We start from the raw sequence: 20,162 nt of genomic DNA, 5'->3' as shown, positions 1-20,162 counted from the left end.
TAGAAGCGCACGATCCGGGCGTTGAGCGCATATTCTCGCGCCCTATGACGGTCACCACAGTCCCGCCCGCCAAGACCCGGCGTCCGTCCGGCTTCGCCTGGGTGCCGACCGCCGCGGGCTGGATCGTCGGCGTCATCGCGACGCTGTCCCTGGTGGCAAGCATCTCGTCGTTGGTGCGCTCGGCGATCCGGGTGCCCCGCGAGTTCGTCAACGACTACATCTTCAACTTCCCCGACACCAGCTTCGCCTGGGCGGTGGTGCTCGCCCTGCTGGCCGCCGCACTGGCCGCCCGCAAGAGCATCGCCTGGTGGATCCTGGTGCTCTACATGGTCGCTGCGGTCGGCGTGAACGTCGCCGACCTGCTCACCGGCGACGAATCGGTGCTGGCGGAGATCGGCGAGGTCATCGGGCTGGTGTTCCACCTGGCCGCCATCGGCTTCCTGGTGCTGGCCCGCCACGAGTTCTGGGCCAAGGTCCGCCGCGGTGCGTTGTTCAAGGCCGTCGGCACCCTGCTGGCCGGGATGGCGTTGGGCATCGGCATCGGCTGGGGTCTGCTGGAACTGTTCCCCGGCTCGCTGCAGCGCGACTACCGATTGGGCTATGCGGCCAACCGCGTGGTGGCCTTCGCCGGCGTCGACGCCGAGGTGTTCGACGGCCAACATCCCGGCGTCCTGATCAACGCGCTGCTCGGCCTGTTCGGCGCGCTGGCGCTGGTGACCGCCGCCATCGTGCTGTTCCGATCCCAGCGCGCCACCAATGCGCTCACCGGGCAGGACGAGTCGGCCATCCGGGGGCTGCTGGAACTGTTCGGCAAGAACGATTCGCTGGGCTACTTCGCCACCCGCCGCGACAAGTCGGTGGTGTTCGCCCCCAACGGCCGGGCCGCCATCACCTACCGGGTCGAAGTGGGCGTCTGTCTCGCCAGTGGAGATCCCGTCGGCGATCCGCGGTCCTGGCCGGCCGCGATCGACGCCTGGCTCAAGCTGTGCCGGTCCTACGGCTGGGCGCCCGGCGTGATGGGCGCCAGTGCCGCTGCGGCGCAGGCGTTTCGCGACGCCGGATTGAACGCGATCGAACTCGGCGACGAGGCCATCCTGTACCCGGACCGGTTCAAGTTGTCCGGCCCGGACATGAAACCGGTGCGCCAGGCCGTCACCCGGGCGCGGCGCGCGGGCCTGACGGTGCGCATCCGCCGGCACCGTGACCTGACCCCCGATGCGATGGCCGTGGTCATCGGGCACGCCGACGCCTGGCGCGACACCGAGACCGAACGCGGATTCTCGATGGCATTGGGCCGCTTGGGCGACCCCGCCGACGGTGACTGCCTGCTGGTGGAAGCGGTCCATCCCGGAGAGAACGGGGCCGACGATCAGGTGGTGGCCATGCTCTCGCTGGTCCCCTGGGGTTCCAACGGGGTGTCGTTGGACGTGATGCGGCGGTCGCCGCAGTCCCCCAACGGCACCATCGAGCTGATGGTCAGCGAGATCTGCCTGCAGGCCGAGGATCTCGGTGTCACCCGGGTCTCGCTGAACTTCGCGATGTTCCGGTCGGCATTCGAGCAGGGCGCCCAACTGGGCGCCGGCCCGATCGCCCGGCTGTGGCGCGCCCTGCTGGTGTTCTTCTCCCGGTGGTGGCAACTGGAGACGCTGTACCGGTCGAACATGAAGTACCAGCCGGAGTGGGTGCCGAGGTTCGCCTGCTATGAGGACGCCCGCGAGGTCCCTCGGGTCGGGGTGGCCTCGGTGATCGCCGAGGGCTTCCTGGTGTTGCCGTTCTCCCGCCGCAAGGAGCACACCGGCGAGCACGTCGCCGCACCGAAGAACCTCATCGACAGTGGACTGCTGCACCGGGACGGCAGTGCACCGGACTCCGCTGCGCTGCAACAGGATCTGCCCGCCGACGGGCGCAACCGGCTGCCCGAGCAGGTCCGGGTCCGGATGGCGAAGCTGAAGGCGCTGCAGGACAACGGCGTCGACGCCTACCCGGTCGGCGAGGCACCCAGCCACACCGTCGAACAAGCCCTGGCCACCACCGCCGCCGACGTCACCGTGACGGTCGCGGGCCGGGTCCTGCGGTTGCGCGACTACGGCGGCGTGCTGTTCGCGGTGCTGCGCGACTGGTCCGGTGACGTGCAATTGCTGCTGGACAATTCGCGGCTCACCCAGGGCAGCAACGCCGACTTCACCGGCTCGATCGACCTGGGCGACCTGGTCGAGGTGACCGGCACCATGGGGCACAGCCGCAACGGCACCCCGTCGCTGTTGGTGAACCGGTGGCGGCTGATCGGCAAATGCCTTCGGCCCCTGCCGGACAAGTTCAAGGGCCTGACCGATCCGGAGGCCCGGGTCCGGACCCGATATGTCGACCTGGCCATCAACACCGACGCCCGCGATCTCATCACCGCGCGCAGCCGCATCCTGCATGCCATCCGGGAGACCCTGGTCGGCAAGGGATTTCTGGAGGTGGAAACCCCGATCCTGCAGCAGATCCACGGCGGGGCCAATGCCCGGCCGTTCATCACCCACATCAACGCCTACGACCTCGACCTGTATCTGCGCATCGCCCCGGAGCTGTACCTCAAGCGGCTGTGCGTGGGTGGGGTCGAGCGGGTCTTCGAACTGGGTCGCGCGTTCCGCAACGAGGGCGTTGACTTCAGCCACAACCCGGAATTCACGCTGCTGGAGGCATATCAGGCGCACGCCGACTACAACGTGTGGATGCACGGCTGCCGCGAGCTGATCCAGCAGGCCGCCGAGGCCGCCAACGGTGCCCAGGTGGTGATGCGCCCCGGCCCGGAGGGCACGTTGACCCCGGTGGACATCTCGGGCGAATGGCCGGTGAAGACGGTGCACGGCGCGGTGTCCGAGGCACTGGGCGAAGAGATCGGCCCGGACACCGACCTGGACCGGCTGCGCGGTCTCTGCGACGGCGCGGGGGTGCCCTATCTGACGCACTGGGATGCCGGCGCGGTCGTCCTCGAGCTCTATGAGCGCCTCGTCGAGGGACAGACCGAGAACCCGACCTTCTACAAGGACTTCCCCACCTCGGTGTCCCCGTTGACCCGGCCGCACCGCAGCATCCCCGGCGTCGCCGAGCGCTGGGATCTGGTGGCCTGGGGCGTCGAACTCGGTACCGCCTACAGCGAACTCACCGATCCGGTGGAGCAACGCAAACGTCTGCAGGAACAGTCGCTGCTGGCCGCCGGCGGTGACCCGGAGGCGATGGAACTCGACGAGGATTTCCTGCAGGCTCTCGAGTACGCCATGCCGCCGACCGGCGGACTCGGGGTGGGGGTGGACCGGGTCGTCATGCTGATCACCGGCCGCAGCATCCGCGAGACCCTGCCGTTCCCGCTGGCCAAACCGCGCTAGAAGTCACAGCAACCTTTCAGCCGGGAGCGCCACCATGGTCTGGTGAGCGCGTGGGCATCGGTGTCGTTGACGCACGGCTGGGTGCCGGTGACCGCGCAGGTGCTCGCCGGACTGCTGCTGCTGACCGCGCTCCGGGTGCGCCGCCGCCGCACCGTGCGCCTGGGCCTGTCGGTGGCGGTCGGTGCATCGCTGGCGATGGCCGCGCACTGGTATGTCGACAATCAGGGGCTGGCCGGAGATCCGGCCCCGCACGCCCTGTGGTTGTGGATCGGGCTCACCGGATTCTCCGTCGCGGTACTGGTATCCGGCTGGCGCCGGGCCCGCTGGTGGCGGCGCGCCGCCGCGCTGACGGCCGTGCCGGTGTGCGCTCTGTGCGCGGCCCTGGCGCTGAACCTGTGGACCGGCTACCTGCCCACCACCCAGACCGCGTGGGACCAACTCACCGCCGGCCCGCTGCCGGATCAGACCGATGCGGCCACGTTGGCCGACTTCCACGTCGGGAAGGCATTGCCGCGCAACGGGTCCCTGATATCCGTGGATACCGGCGATGCCGGCTCCGGTTTCCGGCACCGCGGCGAACTCGTCTACCTGCCGCCCGCCTGGTTCGCCTCGGATCCCCCGCCGCGGCTACCGGCGCTGTTGATGATCGGCGGGGAACTGAACACCCCGCAGGACTGGGCACGGGCGGGGTCGGCGGTGCAGACCGCCGACAGCTTCGCCGCCACACACCACGGGAACGCGCCGGTGTTGGTGTTCGCCGATGTGGCGGGTGCCTTCAGCAACGACACCGAATGCGTCAACGGTGTCCGCGGCCGGGTCGCCGACCACCTCACCAAGGATGTTGTGCCCAGCGTGATCTCGAAGTTCGGGGTGAGTGCCGACCCGGCGGACTGGGGTGTGGTGGGCTTCTCGATGGGCGGCACCTGCGCGATCGACCTGACCGTCATGCACCCGGACGCGTTCTCGGTGTTCGAGGACATCGCCGGTGACCTCGCGCCGAACACGGGCACCCGGGAGCAGACCATCGAGCGACTGTTCGGCGGCAACGCGGCGGCCTACGCCGATTTCGACCCGGCCACCGTCATCGCCCGGCATGGTCGGTACACCGGCGTCTCGGGCTGGTTCGACGTCAACGGCGCCGGCGTCGCGCCCCCGCCGCCGCAGGCCGACGCCGCGCGGAGGTTGTGCGACCTGGGTACCGCGCACGGGATCGCGTGCACGGTGGTGACCAGGAAGGGCAATCACGACTGGCCCTATGCGGGAGCGGCCTTCGCCGATGCGTTGCCGTGGCTGGCCGCCCAGGTGCACACCCCCGCCGTCGCAAGCAGCCCGATGCCGGGTGCGTCACCGGGGCCCGCCACCCAGCCGGTCGCCCGATGGCGACCGGGTCAGTAGTCGGACTCGGCGGCCAACACCTCGGCCAGGAACGCGTCGTCGACCCCGGACAGCCGAGCCCGCGCGAAGGCCCGCAGCCGGTCGCGGAGCTGCGGATCCTCCCCCACGCCGGGAGCGCCGACGACCAGCTCTGTCGTCGTCCAATCCTGATTCCAGGCAGCAGATTCCGATATCCCCAGCGGCAGCGTCGCGGTGCCGTCGGCGGCGAGCACTCCGGCCGCGGTGATATCGGCGCACCGCAGCCGCACCTCGATACCGGCGGCGGAACCCCTGACCGCGGTGCGCACGGTGGCCACTGCGGAGCGGGTGCGGTCGGTGTGCACCGACCAGTCCACGTTGCCCTCGGCGGCTTCGAACACCGCAGGCGGCACCGAAGTCCAGGCGATTGTCGCGGTACCACCGGTAATCGCCGGCGGGGACGTGCCGTCGTCCCAGCCGTCGGTGAAGGCTTCCCAGCCGGCGACCAGCGCGTAGTCGTCGCGGCGCCGTTGGGTCGGCACCGCGTCGTCCACCGGTGCCGGCCAGTCCAGCAGTTCCGCACAGGCCTCGGCGAGTTCGGCCACCCGGGGGTCACCGTCGCGCCGGTAGGCGGCCAGGGTGTCGCGGTGCGGCTGCAGCAGCCCGTCGATGTCGGAGTCCAGGGTGTCCTCGGCGAAGAAATCCTGGGCAACCGTGGTCAGCAGCGCGACCTCGGCGTCCAGCACCGCCGCATCCAGGTCGACGATCGCATCCCCCACGCTGGCGGGCCACCACCGGCGCAGCCAATGCCCGAGCGCCAACCGCCGCAACGGGGCCGCGGCCTGCGCGTCCCAGGTCGCGTCCGGGATGTCGATGGTGGCCTGTGCGTCGGCCGGGACGCCGCGCACGGCGTCGAGCAGCGCGACGTGGCCGGCCTCGCCGATCAACCGCCACAACCAGTCGGCGGCCGCGATATCGGTGAACGTGACGTGTACCGGTGCCGCGGGCTCGTCGACCGTCCAGGCCAGCACGGCGCCCGCGACCTCGAGCACCGCCACGGCAGGCGGTTCGGCGAGCGGACCGCCGGTGGTCCAGAGTCCGTGTTCGGCGATCAGCCTCATCGAACCGCCTCCAACTCCAGCATCGCCTTGATGCGCTGCCGGTGATCCAGGCTGACCGACCGCGCCACACCCTCCAGCAGGGCGCGCATCTCGTCGACATCCGCGCAGCTTTCCTGCCAGACGTCCCGTCCGTGCAGCCGCGCCCAGAGTCGGCTCAGATACGGCCGGGCGAACGCGGCGAGCTCGTCGGTGACCTGCTGCTGGCGTGGGTGCAGCGGTTCGCCCGCGGCCAGATAACGGCGCGCGTGCAGCACATAGGCCTCCTTGCGCAGCCGCGCCTGGATCTGGGCGCCCAGCCGGTACGTCGGTGTCGTGGCCTCGGCCAGCGGCGCCAGCTCGACGGCCACCTCGATGCCCGCGACCAGCGTCGCCTGCATATCCTCGGCCAGCAGACCCCATGGGGCGCACGCCCGGTCAACCTCTTCGGAGCACAGCAACGGAACATCGGGCAGCTCATCACGGTCCAGGGCGCGGCGCAGGGTGGCCCGCACCCGGTCGACGACACTGCGGTCGAGTGGACGGTCCCCGTCGGTGCCACCGTGCACGGGCGGCGGCGGCTGCGGCAGCACCGAACTCAGCCCGATCTCGACGATCGACCAGGGCAGGTCTGGTGCCGGGCGCCGAGCCCGCGCACCGAGGTTGTAGGGCGTCGCGTCGGCGACCATCGCCGCCCAGACGCGTTGCCTGGCCGTCGACGCGTTGTGGCCGGCCGCGTCACCGAGCACGGTGGTCAGGCCGGCCAGGAATGGATCGGTGATGGCGGTCGACGGCCGCACATCTGACCAGCTGCGCTCGAGTTGGCGCGTCAACGCACCGAGCACCCGGTCGTCGGCGATGTACCGGTTGAGTACTTCGATGGCGGTGCGGTCGCGGTCGCTGTGTACCTCCCGCAGCACGGCTTCCGCGGTGGCCGAATCACCTTGTACTGGATGCCCTTTGGTGATCGCCAGCTCGAAGCACACCGGGAAGTACAACTCCTGCGCGTTGCCGGTGGTCAACCGCAGTTTGCGGCGGTGCGCCTTGAGCACCGCGAACCACGCTGCCGTGGCGCGCAGTTGGTCGCGGTGCGCCAGCAGGAGCTGGTGCATCTCGGCGGCGATCTCGCCGGACACCACCGGCGTCGAGTACTGCGGGTTGGACCGCAGCCTCAGTACCAGCGGGTCCAGGATGCGTTTCACGGTCCGGCTGAGCGGTCCGCCATCGGCACTGCTGAGCACCTGGACGCCCGGGCCGATGGCCCGCCAGGCCCGGTCGATGACGGCGCGGCGCGGCTGCGCCGGTGGCGCGTCGGCCATCCGCGGCGCGGCCTCCGGCACGGTGCTCACCCGCTCAGGATAGGCGGCAAAGTTGGGTTCGGTAGCCGGGTACCGGAGAGACGCTTGCGCCATGCCCGAGATGCTGTGGATCCTGCTGATGTTCGTCGCTGTGCACATCAGCGTGGCCGTGCTGCCCCACCGCCGATCCGTCCCCCCGCCCGCACCGGTGCCGATGGTCGGCGTCGGCACCGTCCGCACGATCACCGACCGGATCACCGTCGAAGTGGAAAGCGTGTGCGGGCAGCGGTTCACCGGCCGGCTGCGGGGCGGTCCGGATGACCCGGTGGTGGCCGAGATCCGGCCCGGCACCGTACTGCTGGTCACCTTCGACCCGGAGTCCCGCGAACAGCTGTCGCTGGCCGACGACATGATCGCCATCCGTACCGCATTCGACCGGATGCTGGTGGACAAGGGACTGGTCACCGACGCCCAGCTCGACCTCATCCGGCACGGCACCAAGGCTGCCGGACTGGTGACCGCGTCCCGCTGCACCGGTGCGGCGCGCGAGGACTACCGCGAGGTGGTGCTCGATCTGATGGTGCGCAGGCCCGAGGGCGGGCAGTTCCCGGCGCACGAGACCACCCTCATCCCCGCCACCTCGCTGGAAAGGGTCTGCCCCGGCAGCGTCGTCGACGCCTACTACCGGCGTGGCGACGAGTCCGCCGTCGCGGTCTCGGTGCCACCGGCCTGACCGGACACCGCGAAACTCACCAGCGCCGCCCAGTAGATCGGCGCGGCGGCAGTGTCCCCGGCCCGCCATTTCCGCAGCTGCGCACGCTGCCAGCGGTTGACCGCGCAGGCCGCGCCGAAATCGGTTTCGGACTGGTGCGCGGTGTCGATCGCGGTGACGACCTGCCCCATCGGGTCGTCGTGCTCGCCGGGCACGAACCGCCGGTAGCCGGCGCTGGTGGGCAGCGACCACAACGTGGCGGTGACGAGTTCGGCGCCGCCGAGCACCATCGCCGCGACCATGCCGGTGGCCTCGTCGAACCGGTAGTCGCCCCCGGAGGCGCAGGCCAGCAAGGCAACCCGGGTCGGGAACCGCAGTCCCGAGGCCATCAGGTCCGCCGCGGTCAGCGGGCGGTGATCCCCGACGGGATCGGCGTACCCGGGTGTCGAGGCGCGGCAGGACAGGTGCAGTGCGGCGCCCTCGGCGGTGCTGCCGCTGCTGGCGTGTCCGACGAACACCAGCCGCCCCGGTTCGGCGGCGAGCTCGCCGGCGAGCCACTGGCGGTCGGTGTCGGTGCGCCGGAACAGTTCGACCGCGGTCTCGGTGGGCGGCCGCACTTTTCGCCGGGTCATCAGGTCCGCGTAATGCCGGGCCACCACGGTGTCCGGGGCGGGCCGGCCCAGCACCGATCCGAGTGTCGAGTCGGCGCGCTGTCCGGGGACCCGCGGATCCAGGATGAGCAGCGGGTCCGCGTGTGCCCGGGGCATGGTGCGGCGCCGGGTGTGGGCGATGTTGGCCGGCACCGCCATCAGCGGCTCGACCAGTTCGACGAGCCGGAATCCTTCGGTGAGACCGCCGATCTCGCCGGACGGCCACGGGATCTGCGCGGGTTGTGGACCGTCGGCGGTGATGGCCTCCTGGCGGGCCACCAGCATCGCAGTCACCTCCGGACGCACCGCGGGCAACGCGAGTTGCCCCCACGGCACCCGACCGAGCCGGGCGCTGGGCGTCACGAACAATACCGCTCGCGGGTCGCTCACGGACTCCTGCAGCAGATCCCAACCCTCCGCGGAGATCAGCAGCACGCCCAGCCGGTAGGCCAGTGTCAGTTCGGCCTCGGCGCTGCTGAACGCGCCGTGCGACAGCGCGCGCTGCAGTGCCGCCACCGGCGTCTCGGCCTCGCGGGGGTCGGGCAGCGCGGCCGCGAGTTCCGCAAGTGCGGCCAGCAGGATCGTCTCCTCGACCACCCAGGTCACGGTGCGCTCGGGTTGCCCGATGACGCGCAGGCTGGCATAGGTGGCGATGCCGACGTCGGCGAAGCGCAGGACCAGGGTGGGCCGGTCGGTCGTCACCATGTGGGCCAGGCCGGGTCGTCGGTGGTGACGTGTCGCCCGTAGCGTTGCCGGGCCAGCGCCCGGTAGTGCCCGAGGATCGGATCGGCACCGGGTTCCATCTGAAGCGGCGGCAGCGGGCCAAGTCTGGTGAGCGTGGGAACGCCGGTGGAGATTCCGTACGCCACCTCGGCGAGTTCGGGTTCCTCGACGGTGGCGTCGAGAACGACGGCCGGGGCCGCCGCCCAGATCGGCGTTTCGGCTTCACCATTGCTGTCGGTGCTGAAACTTCCGCGGGCGCTGTGGTATTCGACCAGCTCGGCGGTCAGTGCGGTGTTCTCCCACTCCCAGGCGACCGCGAAGGCGCCGGCCAGCATGGGCGCCGAGACCCGGGCGGCCCACTGGGCGCGGGCATCGGCGTCGGCGATCGAGTACCGCACCGAGTCGACCGCCAGCGCGGCGGGAACCTTCAGCTCCGCGGCCTGTTCGAGCTTGGCCATCGCACGGCGGAAGGCGGGCGTGCCGGTTTCGGCGTCGGTGGTGCCCAGCGAGGCTTCGTGTTTGGCCGACACCTCGTCCCAACTGTCCTCGGGGTCACCGGATCCGTCGAATCCGAGATCGGCCAGGGCGTCCGCCCGCCACACCGTGCCCAATTGGTCGTCGAGCCGGGCATACTGCAACCAGGTGCTGCGCGGCCAGTCATCGAGCAGTGTGCGGGCCTGAGCGATCAGCTCGACGGCCTCCCCGTAGCGGCCGAAGAAGATCGGGATCCAGCTGCGCTGCAACAGTATCCGGTGCAGGTGGAGCGGTTTCCCGAGTTCGCGCCAGTGCCGCTCGGCGTGTTCCCAGCATTGGTCGGCCTCTTCTAGCTCAGCGACGGCGAGTCGGGTGTAGCCGCGGTAGAACCAGCACCGGGACACATCGTGCGCCCGTGCGTATCTGGCGATGACCGGGTATGCCGCGCCGATCAGCCGGTCCACGCCGTTGTGGTCACCGGCCGACCAGCAGGCGATCGCGCGTTCCAATTGCGTTCGGGCGGTGTCCAGTTCCCACCCGTGCGCCTCGGCGCGGGCACCGGCGCGGCGCAACCACGGTTCGGCTTCGGCGAGCCGGCCGGTCTGGATGCAGAAGCCACCGTATCCGATGCCGGCGAGCACCAGCAGCCGGTCATCGTGGCCGCCGTCGGCGGCGGTGAGGTCGAGCGCGTCGAGCACCTGTGCCCACAGCGGGACGGCGAGATGGTGCAGATCGTCGTCGGCGAGGGCGGTCGCGCACATCACCCGGGCATGGCCGAGCAGGTAGCGGTGCTCGTCGTCCAGGTCCTCGGGTCCATCCGAGTCGGCCAACGCCGTGAGCAGCACGGCCGCATCGTCGTGCTCGCCCCGGGCCGCGTGCAGACCGGCCTGCAGGAAATCGGCGCGGCGCGCGTACCGGATGAGCATGTGCTCGGTGTCCGGGCTGCGTTGCGGGAGTGCGGCGTAGGCGTCCAGGCAGTCCCTGATCCGCCGGATGCATTCGGCCACACCGTCGTACGCGGTGCGCACCAGATAGATCTCACCGAGCTGGGCGAAGACCTCCAGTGCCAGATCGTCGCGGTCGGCGGCTTCGATCGCCGGGAACAGCGACAGCAACAGTTCCTTTGCGCCCGTTTCGTCGGCGGCCCAGGCGAGCGTACGGGCCCGGTCCAGGTCGCCGGTGATCGACATCGCGTCATCATAGGACGGACGAAGACGGCGGACGCGTTTCCGCGTCCGCCGCTTCCCCCGTTCTCTGCGTCAACTAGCTGCAGCTGACCTTGATCTCGTACTTCTTGCTGATCATGCCCGCCATCGGGTTGGCCAGATCGGCACCGACGGCCTCACCGGTGATGGTGTACGTGCTGCCGTCGACCTCGACCTCCGCCGATCCGGAGTTCGCGCCGGCCATCGAGGCGACCGCGAGCGCGTTGCCGTCGACCACCAGGCCGAGCGACTCCACCTTCGGGTTCGCCTCGTCGGTCATGACCACGCCGAGACCCTGCTGACCACCGATGGCGCCGCTGGCCACGTTGATCTTGCCGCCCTGCTTCACGCAGGTCACCGAGTTCAGGTCCAGGCCGGCCAGGTCCTTGCCCTCCACCTTGACCTCGGAACCGCCTCCGTTGCTGACCTGCGTGGCGGGTTCGGTGGCCGTGGCCTTGTCGTCGGAGCATCCGACCAGCACAGCCGCGGTGGCGAGCATCCCGATCCCGGCGGCCAGAACGCGATTCTTCGTCATGTGTGTGTCCCCTTCATTCGCCCGCCGCCCCAGTGGCGCCGTCGTGCGGTAAGTACATCCGCGCCGGATTGCTACCGATCCCAAACTTCTCAGCGGGTACCGTGGCGTCATGCCCGATGACCAGCAGCCTTCCGAGGCCGACCCGCTCGATGCCGAGGTCGTTCCGGTCGAGCCGGCGCATGCCGAACCAGTGCCGACATCCCCCCGGACGGGCCACACCGAAACCGGCTATACCGAGGCCGGTGTGCCGACCTTCGACGCGGTGCGGGAGAAGATCGAGACCCGCTACGGCACCGCGCTGGGCGCGGCCGAACTCGCCGAGGAGACCCCGCAGGGCCGCTCGGTGGCCGAGCAGTACGAGGCCCGCCAGCAGGCCGCGGCCGAGAAGCTGAAGCAGATCCGCGAATCGATGAACCGCGACTAGTGCGCTCGTTCACCGTCGCCGAGCGGCGCGCCCGGCTGGCCCGGCGGCACTTCCTGGGCGCGCACAGCACCGATGTCACCGCGGTGACGGCCGACCTGGTCGGCCTGCACGCCACCGACCCCGCGACGCCGTATCTGTCGCTGTGGGCCCGCATTCCCGGTTTCGAGCGCACCGATCTGGACGCCGCGCTGTACGGGGACCGCACGGTGCTCAAGCACCTGGCGATGCGACGCACCCTGTGGGCCATCTGCACGGACTCGCTGCCCGCGGTACAGGCGGCCGCCAGTGACCGGGTCGCCGACAACGAGAGCCGCAAGCTGATCGCCGACGTGGAGAAGGCCGGTGTGGCCGCCGATGGCGCCGCGTGGCTGCAGACCGCGTGCACGGCGGTGCTCGCCTATCTGGAGGCCAACGGTCCGACCGGTGCGGCCCAATTACGCACTGCACTACCGGAATTGGCGGGGTCCTGGGACCCCGCACCCGGAAAGCCGTGGGGCGGCGCAACTCCCCTGTCACCGCGGGTGATCACGGTGCTCGCCGTTCGCGGAGCGGTCGTGCGCGGGCCGAATCAGGGCGGCTGGACGTCATCGCGTCCGCTGTGGGTGTCGACGGGTTCGTGGCTGGACGGTGCCGAGGCAGCAGGCCGGCCGGAACCGGATGCGGGCGGCGCGGAACTGGTGCGCACCTGGCTGCGGGCGTTCGGCCCGGCCACCGTGGCCGACGTGAAGTGGTGGTTCGGTCACACCCTGACCTGGACGCGGCGGGCGCTGGCCGATATCGGTGCGGTCGAGGTGGATCTGCACGGCACGCCGGGGGTGGCGCTGCCCGATGATCTGGAGCCCGAACCGGACGCCGAGCCGTGGTGCGCGCTGCTGCCGGGCCTCGATGTCAGCACCATGGGTTGGGTGGACCGGGACTGGTACCTCGACGGGCTGCGCGACCGGGTGTTCGACAACCGCGGCAACGCCGGCCCGACCGCGTGGGTGAACGGCCGCGTCGTCGGCGCGTGGCGCCAATCCGACGACGGCCGGGTGCTGCCGCGGATCGTGGCCGACGTGGACCGTGGAGCCCGACAGGAGTTGCAGCGCAAGGCCGATGCCCTCACCGAGTGGTTGGACGGCACCGTGGTCAAGCCGCGGTTCCCGTCGCCACTGACCAAGAATGCGGCGGTGTCCACGCACTGACTCAGGCCGCGCTGACTCAGGCCGCGCGGTGGATCGTGACCACATGGACGTCGCGGGTCAGGATGCGCATTCCGCCGGCGATTGGTGGCGCGGTGGAGCGGTAGACGGCCCCGGTGGGGGTGGTGTGTTCGGCGACGTGGCGCCCGCCCGGATCGAACAGGGTGCGGACTTTCCAGCCGGGCTGTTCCTTGACGTAGTTGCAGCGTTCGCAGCGGCCGTTGCCGTTCCGCGCGTTTGTCGGGCCGTGGTGGGCGTGCGGTTCGGCATGATCGATGTGACGGATCGGCGCATCGCAGTACGGCGTCCGACAGGTCTGATCGCGTAGCCGGATGAACTGGGTCAGTCCGGTCGGGAACGCCCGGGCCCGCGATTCCATGGCCACCAGTGCGCCGCTGTCGGGGGCGGCATAGAGGCGGCGCAGTTCGACCCAGCCCTGCTTGTCGATGGCGGCGGTAATGATCTGGCGGGCCACCGCGGCGGGGATCGGTTCGTAGTCCTGGATCGTCGCAGCGGCGTCACTCTGCCCGAGCAGGGCCTCATCGGGAAGCACCACGTTGACGGTGATCGGCACCGGTTCGGTGGCGGAGCGGCCGGTGACGCGTTCGTACAAGGTGTCGGACATGGTCTGCCCGCGCGAGCGTCCGTCGGGGTTGATATCGGCTTCGCGTTTGAGGCTGGCGTAAACCGAGATGCCCTGCGGCAGAGGCATCAGTGCGGTCACGTAGACCATGTTGTCGGGTGCGGGCCGGGTGGAGACGTTGCGGTCCTCGGGGGCCTTGGCGGCGCGATCCACGATGGCGTGCGGATCGAGCTCGTAGGCGATCTCTTTGGCCTTGGCGGTGATGCGCTTGTCGCCCAGACCGTCGAGAGCGGCAGGGTCGCCGCACATCCGATGGTCGAGCCGCCGACGATCCTCGACGGTCAGGCAGGCCGATTCCCGGACGATGAGGGTGGCCCGCCATTCCGAGAGCACACCGGCCTCCAGGGCGGCCAGGGTGTGCGGCATCTCGTTGGCCAGAGCCTTGGCGAACCCCAAATGCTGGTCGCCCTTCTTGGTCGAATCGCGGCGAGCCAACGCAATTTCCGAGGAGAGCCCGCTGCCCCGCTTCTTGACCGGTATCCCGGCCACGGCCTCGGCCGCCCGCCGTGTCGCCCACCACTGTGCGGTGGCCCGCGCCTGAGCGGCAGCGGCCGCGGACTTCATCCGTTCGAGGCGCTCGATCGCGTCCCGCAGCTCCTCCTCGGATGCCGCGGGATCGACGTCGAACAAACTTTCGAACATGCCTTGACAGTACACCTCGCCACCGACAAGCTGATGCGAAGAATGCGCCGCTACGCGCTGACCTTGCTGCGGCGTTTGCGCACCTTCGGTGCGGGCTCTACGGGAGCCACGTCGAGCATCTCGGCGAGGAACTGCCCGGTGTAGCTGCCCGGCGTCGCGGCGACATCCTCCGGGGTCCCGGCGGCCACCATGGTGCCGCCACCGGCGCCGCCCTCGGGCCCCATGTCGATGATCCAGTCCGAGGTCTTGATGACGTCGAGGTTGTGTTCGATGACGATCACCGTATTGCCCTTGTCGACAAGGCCGTTGATCACCTTGAGCAACTTCCGGATGTCCTCGAAGTGCAGACCGGTGGTCGGCTCGTCGAGGATGTAGACCGTCCGACCCGTGGAACGCTTCTGCAACTCCGCGGCCAGTTTCACGCGCTGCGCCTCACCGCCGGACAGTGTCGGCGCCGGCTGGCCGAGCCGCACGTAACCGAGGCCGACGTCGACCAGCGTCTTGAGATAGCGGTGGATCGAGGTGATGTTCTCGAAGAACTCCGCGGCCTCCTCGATCGGCATGTCCAGCACCTCGGAGATGGTCTTGCCCTTGTAGTGCACCTCCAGGGTCTCCCGGTTGTACCGGGCACCGTGGCAGACCTCGCACGGCACGTACACATCGGGCAGGAAGTTCATCTCGATCTTCAGCGTGCCGTCACCCGAACAGGCCTCGCAGCGACCACCTTTGACGTTGAACGAGAACCGACCGGGCTGATAGCCGCGGACCTTCGCCTCGGTGGTGGCGGCAAACAGGGTGCGGATCTTGTCGAATACGCCGGTGTAGGTGGCCGGGTTGGACCGCGGGGTGCGCCCGATCGGCGACTGATCCACGCGCACCAGCTTGTCGAGCTGGTCGATACCGTTGATCCGGGTGTGCCGGCCGGGCACCTGCCGCGCACCGTTGAGCTTGTTGGCCAGCACGGTCGCCAGAATGTCGTTGACCAGCGTCGACTTACCCGACCCGGACACCCCGGTGACCGAGGTGAGCACCCCGAGCGGGAACGCGATGTCGACCTCTTTGAGGTTGTGTTCGCGCGCGCCGACGACGGTGAGCTGACGCTTGCGGTCCACCGGGCGGCGGATGGCCGGGACCTCGATGCTCTCCTTACCGGAAAGGTAAGCGCCGGTGAGGGATTCCGGGTTCTTCAGCAGATCCTGGTAGGTACCGCTGTGGACGATGCGGCCGCCGTGCTCACCGGCGTACGGGCCGATGTCGACGACCCAGTCGGCGTGCGCGATGGTGTCCAGGTCGTGCTCCACCACGATCAGGGTGTTGCCGAGGTTGCGCAGCCGCACCAACGTGTCGATCAGCTTGCGGTTGTCGCGCTGATGCAACCCGATGGACGGCTCGTCGAGCACGTAGAGGACGCCGACCAGACCGGAGCCGATCTGGGTAGCCAGCCGGATGCGTTGCGCCTCACCACCGGACAGTGTGGCCGCCGCCCGGGACAACGACAGGTACTCCAGGCCGACGTCGAGCAGGAAGCCGAGCCGGGACTGGATCTCCTTGAGCACCTGCCCGGCGATCGCCTGTTCCCGCTGCCCCAGCGTGAGCGCATTGAGGAACACCGCGCAGTCGGCGATGGACAGTTCGGCGACCTCGGCGATGGACTTCTCACCGTGCACGCCCGCGGCCAGCGTGACCGCCAGGATCTCGGGCTTGAGCCGGGTCCCCTCGCACTCCGGGCAGGGGATGTCGCGCATGAAGCCCTCGTAGCGCTCCTTCATCTGCTCGGAGTCGGTCTGCTCCATCCGGCGCTGCAGGAAGGCCAGCACACCCTCGAAGTCGGCGTAGTAGGACCGGGTGCGGCCGTAGCGGTTCTTGTACCGGACGTGCACCTGATGGTCGGAACCCTCCAGGATGGCCTTGCGTGCCTTGGCGGGCAGCTTCTTCCACGGGGTGTTGACGTCGAAGCCCATCTCGTCACCGAGACCGGACATCATCCGGGTGAAGTACTCCGAGGTGTGACCCATCGACCAGGGGGCCACGGCGCCCTCGGCGAGGGTCAACTCGGGATCGGGCACCACCAGGTCCGGGTCGACCTCCTTCTTGATGCCCAGACCGGTGCACTCCGGGCAGGCGCCGTAGGGCGAGTTGAAGGAGAACGACCGCGGTTCCAGGTCGTCGACGGCCAGGGCGTGTCCGTTCGGGCAGGCCAGCTTCTCGGAGAACCGCTGTTCACGGTGCGGATCGTTGTCATCCCGGTCGACGAAGTCGAGCACCAGGATGCCGTCGGCCAGCCCGAGCGCGGTCTCCACCGAGTCGGTGAGCCGCTGCTTGCTGCTGGCCTTGACGGTGAGGCGGTCCACGACCACCTCGATATCGTGCTTCTCCTGCTTCTTGAGCTTGGGCGGATCGGTCAACGGGTAGACCACCCCGTCGACGCGCACGCGACTGTAGCCCTGGGTGTTGAGCTTCTCGAACAGGTCGACGAACTCGCCCTTGCGGGTGCGCACCACCGGTGCGAGCACCTGGAACTTGGCGCCCTCCTCCATGGCGAGCACCTGGTCGACGATCTGCTGCGGGGTCTGGCGCGCGATGCGCTCCCCGCAGACCGGGCAGTGCGGCGTGCCGGCCCGCGCGTAGAGCAGACGCAGGTAGTCGTACACCTCGGTGATGGTGCCGACGGTCGACCGCGGGTTGCGGTTGGTCGACTTCTGGTCGATGGACACCGCCGGGGACAGGCCCTCGATGAAGTCCACGTCCGGCTTGTCCATCTGCCCGAGGAACTGCCGGGCGTACGCCGAGAGCGACTCGACGTAGCGGCGCTGGCCCTCGGCGAAGATCGTGTCGAAGGCCAGCGAGGATTTCCCGGAGCCGGACAGGCCGGTGAACACGATCAGGGCGTCACGCGGCAGATCAAGATCGACGCCACGTAGATTGTGCTCGCGCGCGCCCTTGACGATCAGACGGTCAGACAACGGGGTTTCCTCCCAAGACAGAATTCACGGCCCATGCTAGGTGCCCCCACCGACAAGCTCGATAACGTGGCGGTATGAGCACCCTCGTCGAGAACTACACCGGCCACGTCGACCCGGGCAGCGCGGCACGACGCACCCTGCCGTCCGCGAGCATCATCAAGGCGTCGGTCGGCCAGATGGACAACAACGCCTACCTCATCACGTGTTCCGCGACCGGGAAGACGCTGCTGATCGACGCCGCCAACGACGCCGACCGGCTCATCGAGCTGATCAGGGAATATGCCCCCGATATCGCGCTCATCGTGACCAGCCACCAGCATTACGACCACTGGCAGGCGCTGACGGCTGTGGCCGGGGCCACCGGCGCACCGACCGCCGCGCACGCCTTGGACGCCGAGCCGCTGCCGGTGAGCCCGGACAAGATCCTGGCCGACGGGGACACCGTCACCGTCGGCAACCTCACCTTCGACGTGATTCACCTCCAGGGTCACACCGAGGGCTCGGTCGCGCTGGCGCTCACGGGCGCCGACGGGGACGTCACCCACCTGTTCACCGGGGACTGCCTGTTCCCGGGCGGGGTCGGCAAGACCTGGAAGGAGGGTGACTTCGACCGGCTGCTCGGCGACGTGTCGAACAAAGTGTTCGACGTATACCCCGATTCGACGGTGGTCTACCCGGGCCACGGCGACGACACCACCCTGGGTGCGGAGCGCCCGCACCTGACCGAATGGCGTGAGCGGGGCTGGTGAGGCGTCAGAGTTTGGCGATCACCTGCTCGCCGAACTGGGCGATCTCCTCGGTCGCGTGCGCCAGGCTGTCGCCGGGCACCTGCACCTGGATCCAGGTCACCCCCAGCGCGGCCAGCTGCTGCACACCGTCCAGGTAGGCCGCCGGGTCGAAGGAGTCCGCGCCGGGCACTCCGCCGACGGCGTTGCTGAAGGTGACGTCGACCGTCGCCGGATCCCGGCCGGCCTCGTCCAGGCGGCGGCGCAGATCATCGATGCCCGCCTTCAGGGTGTCCAGGGAATCCATCGGGTCGGTGCGGGCGGTCTGCGCCAGCACGCCGGCGGCCGGGAACGGGCACCATCCGTCGCCGTGCTGGGCGACGCGGCGGCGGGCGGCGGCGGTGTTGCCGCCGATCCAGATCGGCGGCGGCTCGGTCGGGCGGGGGTGCGCGGTGATACCGGCGGCGGTGAAGTGCCGGCCCTCGAAGCTGACATCGTCACCGGTCCAGATGGCCCGGATGACCTGCAGGGCCTCCTCCACGAGAGCCCCGCGTTCGTCGAAATCGACTCCGAGCGCGGTGAATTCACGCTTGAGATAGCCGACGCCGACGGCCAGGGTGAACCTTCCCGAAGACAACAGCGAAAGCGTCGCACCGGCTTTGGCGACCACGAACGGGTTCCGGTACGGCAGTACCACCACATTGGGTATCAAGCGCAGTGTGGTGGTGTGCGCGGCGGCGAAGCCCATGGCCACAAAGGGATCCAGCGCATCGTGCCCGCCGTGGTCGAGCCACTTCTGGGTGGGCGCAGGGTGATCGGTGAACCCGAAACCGGCGAACCCGGCGGCCTCGGCGGCGGCCGCCACCGCGGCGACCCCGGCCCCGTTGACCAATTCCGGGTTGTAGGGGTGGCTGTGCATCGGGTGGGTGAATGCGAATTTCATCGAGCTCCCTTCGGGGGCGCATAGACCGGCCGCGGCAATCCGAGGGCCTGCGCGGCAATCATGTTGCGGAACACTTCCAGGGTCCCGCCGTAGATACCGGTCGGGGACGCCAACCGGTAGATGTACTCGGCTCCCCCGCCATCGACGGCGCCGGCGGCACCGTCGGGCAGCGCGCCGGCCGTTCCGAGGATGTCCATCAGATCCGGCGCGATGTCGCGCATCGTCTGCGCGATGGCGACCCGGCCGTACATGTCCGGTGAACTCATGGCGGCCTCCAGTCGCGCCACGGCCCGGCCGAGCCGGAAGTCCGGTTCGGCGATACCGGCGATGCGGTCCACCGCGGTGGCCGTCAGCGTGATGTGCTCGGTCATGGTGGCCAGCTTCTGCAGGCCGCTGTCGTCACGGGCGACGGTGCCGTGCTCGACCTTCAGCGCCTCCCGCAGTACCGCCCAACCACCGTTGACCGGGCCGATGCGGTGATCATCGCCGACTCGGACGTCGGTGTAGAAGGTGATGTTGGTGCGGTCCCCGTCCACCGTGCGGATGGGCTGGATCTCCACACCCGGGCAGTCCAATGGCACCAGGAACATGGTGAGGCTCTGGTGCTTCGGGGCGGCCGGGTCGGTGTTGGTGATCAGGAAGACGTACTGGGCGTTGTGCGCGTTCGAGGTGAACATCTTGGAGCCGTTCACGATCCAGCCCGAGCCGTCTCTGATCGCCCTGGTCTTGCAGGTCGCCACATCGGAACCACCGTCGGGTTCGGTGTAGCCCAGGCAGAGACGCAGTTCGCCGGACAGCACACCGGGCATGATCCGCTCGACCAATTCGGGGGGCCCGAAGGCCTCTACCGATCTGGCCACCATCGCTGTTGTGCCCCAATGGAACCAGGGGGTGCCGGCCCGCCCGATCTCCAGTTCCCAGATGCGGCGGCGCACCGCGGTGAAGCCGCCCTCGGCCTCGGACCGGTAGTCGGCAGCGAGGTATCCGGCCGCGCCCAGCGCCAAATGCACTGTCTCGTCGAAATTCTCGCCGGTCTCACGGTCGCGGCGGATCACCTCGTCGGTGACCAGATCGGCGAGGAACTCGCGTAGCTCCTGCTGGAACGCCAAGTCCTCCGCCGACAGCTCGACGCGCGAGAAATCCACCCGCATACCGTGACACTTTCACGGCTATTTGTAAAGCTCTTCAGGATGGCGTCAAACGCCGAGGCCCGGCGCCACCGG

At 69.4% G+C, this 20,162-nt stretch carries 15 protein-coding genes; 6 read left to right on the top strand and 9 right to left on the bottom strand.

Annotation, left to right across the window (positions count from 1 at the left end):
- Positions 1 to 44 precede the first annotated feature (44 nt).
- Both lysX and V4U86_RS10875 read left to right on the top strand, forming a co-directional pair.
- On the top strand, positions 45 to 3,371 hold the full coding sequence (gene lysX, locus V4U86_RS10880; protein ID WP_395311235.1) for a bifunctional lysylphosphatidylglycerol synthetase/lysine--tRNA ligase LysX: 3,327 nt from the start codon (positions 45 to 47) through the stop codon (positions 3,369 to 3,371).
- 42 nt (positions 3,372 to 3,413) lie between these two features.
- Positions 3,414 to 4,766: an alpha/beta hydrolase gene (locus V4U86_RS10875; protein WP_395311234.1), complete on the top strand. Its 1,353-nt coding sequence runs from the start codon at positions 3,414 to 3,416 to the stop codon at positions 4,764 to 4,766.
- Here the strand turns inward: V4U86_RS10875 and V4U86_RS10870 are convergent.
- Complete coding sequence (locus tag V4U86_RS10870) at positions 4,760 to 5,845, bottom strand: hypothetical protein (RefSeq protein ID WP_395311233.1); 1,086 nt, start codon at positions 5,843 to 5,845, stop codon at positions 4,760 to 4,762. The genes V4U86_RS10875 and V4U86_RS10870 overlap by 7 nt on opposite strands.
- Positions 5,842 to 7,140: a hypothetical protein gene (locus tag V4U86_RS10865; protein WP_395312001.1), complete on the bottom strand. Its 1,299-nt coding sequence runs from the start codon at positions 7,138 to 7,140 to the stop codon at positions 5,842 to 5,844. The genes V4U86_RS10870 and V4U86_RS10865 overlap by 4 nt, the downstream gene beginning before the upstream one ends.
- Positions 7,141 to 7,231: 91 nt before the next feature.
- Here V4U86_RS10865 and V4U86_RS10860 point away from each other — a divergent pair, with 91 nt between their 5' ends.
- A complete protein-coding gene (locus V4U86_RS10860) occupies positions 7,232 to 7,852 on the top strand; it encodes a hypothetical protein (protein WP_395311232.1) in 621 nt (206 codons plus the stop codon).
- On the opposite strand, the gene V4U86_RS10855 is transcribed toward V4U86_RS10860, so the two are convergent.
- The 3 genes from V4U86_RS10855 to V4U86_RS10845 form a co-directional block, all read right to left on the bottom strand.
- Positions 7,801 to 9,186: a CHAT domain-containing protein gene (locus tag V4U86_RS10855; RefSeq protein ID WP_395311231.1), complete on the bottom strand. Its 1,386-nt coding sequence runs from the start codon at positions 9,184 to 9,186 to the stop codon at positions 7,801 to 7,803. The two genes, V4U86_RS10860 and V4U86_RS10855, sit on opposite strands and share 52 nt — an antisense overlap.
- Complete coding sequence (locus V4U86_RS10850; RefSeq protein ID WP_395311230.1) at positions 9,180 to 10,868, bottom strand: hypothetical protein; 1,689 nt, start codon at positions 10,866 to 10,868, stop codon at positions 9,180 to 9,182. Before V4U86_RS10850 ends, V4U86_RS10855 begins: the two co-directional genes overlap by 7 nt.
- Before the next feature lie 73 nt (positions 10,869 to 10,941).
- Positions 10,942 to 11,418, bottom strand: coding sequence for a lipoprotein LpqH (locus V4U86_RS10845; RefSeq protein ID WP_395311229.1), 477 nt, complete (start codon positions 11,416 to 11,418; stop codon positions 10,942 to 10,944).
- A gap of 109 nt (positions 11,419 to 11,527) precedes the next feature.
- On the opposite strand from V4U86_RS10845, the gene V4U86_RS10840 reads away from it, so the two are divergent.
- Both V4U86_RS10840 and V4U86_RS10835 read left to right on the top strand, forming a co-directional pair.
- Positions 11,528 to 11,842, top strand: coding sequence for a hypothetical protein (locus V4U86_RS10840; protein ID WP_395311228.1), 315 nt, complete (start codon positions 11,528 to 11,530; stop codon positions 11,840 to 11,842).
- A complete protein-coding gene (locus V4U86_RS10835) occupies positions 11,842 to 13,026 on the top strand; it encodes a winged helix DNA-binding domain-containing protein (protein WP_395311227.1) in 1,185 nt (394 codons plus the stop codon). Before V4U86_RS10840 ends, V4U86_RS10835 begins: the two co-directional genes overlap by 1 nt.
- Positions 13,027 to 13,042: 16 nt before the next feature.
- Here the strand turns inward: V4U86_RS10835 and V4U86_RS10830 are convergent, their stop codons facing one another.
- Both V4U86_RS10830 and uvrA read right to left on the bottom strand, forming a co-directional pair.
- Positions 13,043 to 14,308: an HNH endonuclease gene (locus tag V4U86_RS10830; protein ID WP_395311226.1), complete on the bottom strand. Its 1,266-nt coding sequence runs from the start codon at positions 14,306 to 14,308 to the stop codon at positions 13,043 to 13,045.
- Between the two features lie 50 nt (positions 14,309 to 14,358).
- A complete protein-coding gene (gene uvrA / locus V4U86_RS10825; RefSeq protein ID WP_395311225.1) occupies positions 14,359 to 17,271 on the bottom strand; it encodes an excinuclease ABC subunit UvrA in 2,913 nt (970 codons plus the stop codon).
- A gap of 74 nt (positions 17,272 to 17,345) precedes the next feature.
- Here uvrA and V4U86_RS10820 point away from each other — a divergent pair, with 74 nt between their 5' ends.
- Positions 17,346 to 18,020, top strand: coding sequence for an MBL fold metallo-hydrolase (locus V4U86_RS10820; RefSeq protein WP_395311224.1), 675 nt, complete (start codon positions 17,346 to 17,348; stop codon positions 18,018 to 18,020).
- 4 nt (positions 18,021 to 18,024) lie between these two features.
- Here V4U86_RS10820 and V4U86_RS10815 read toward each other — a convergent pair whose 3' ends face one another.
- Both V4U86_RS10815 and V4U86_RS10810 read right to left on the bottom strand, forming a co-directional pair.
- Positions 18,025 to 18,939 carry an LLM class F420-dependent oxidoreductase gene (locus V4U86_RS10815; RefSeq protein ID WP_395311223.1) on the bottom strand — a complete coding sequence of 305 codons (915 nt, stop codon included), beginning with the start codon at positions 18,937 to 18,939 and terminating at the stop codon, positions 18,025 to 18,027.
- Positions 18,936 to 20,084 (bottom strand): acyl-CoA dehydrogenase family protein, encoded by a 1,149-nt coding sequence (locus tag V4U86_RS10810; RefSeq protein WP_395311222.1) that lies wholly within the window; start codon positions 20,082 to 20,084, stop codon positions 18,936 to 18,938. The genes V4U86_RS10815 and V4U86_RS10810 overlap by 4 nt, the downstream gene beginning before the upstream one ends.
- Positions 20,085 to 20,162: the final 78 nt, after the last annotated feature.

It is taken from the genome of Mycobacterium sp. AMU20-3851, assembly GCF_043974665.1.
Classification (GTDB): Bacteria; Actinomycetota; Actinomycetes; order Mycobacteriales; family Mycobacteriaceae; genus Mycobacterium.
This window is presented reverse-complemented; position numbering and strand designations above follow the sequence as displayed.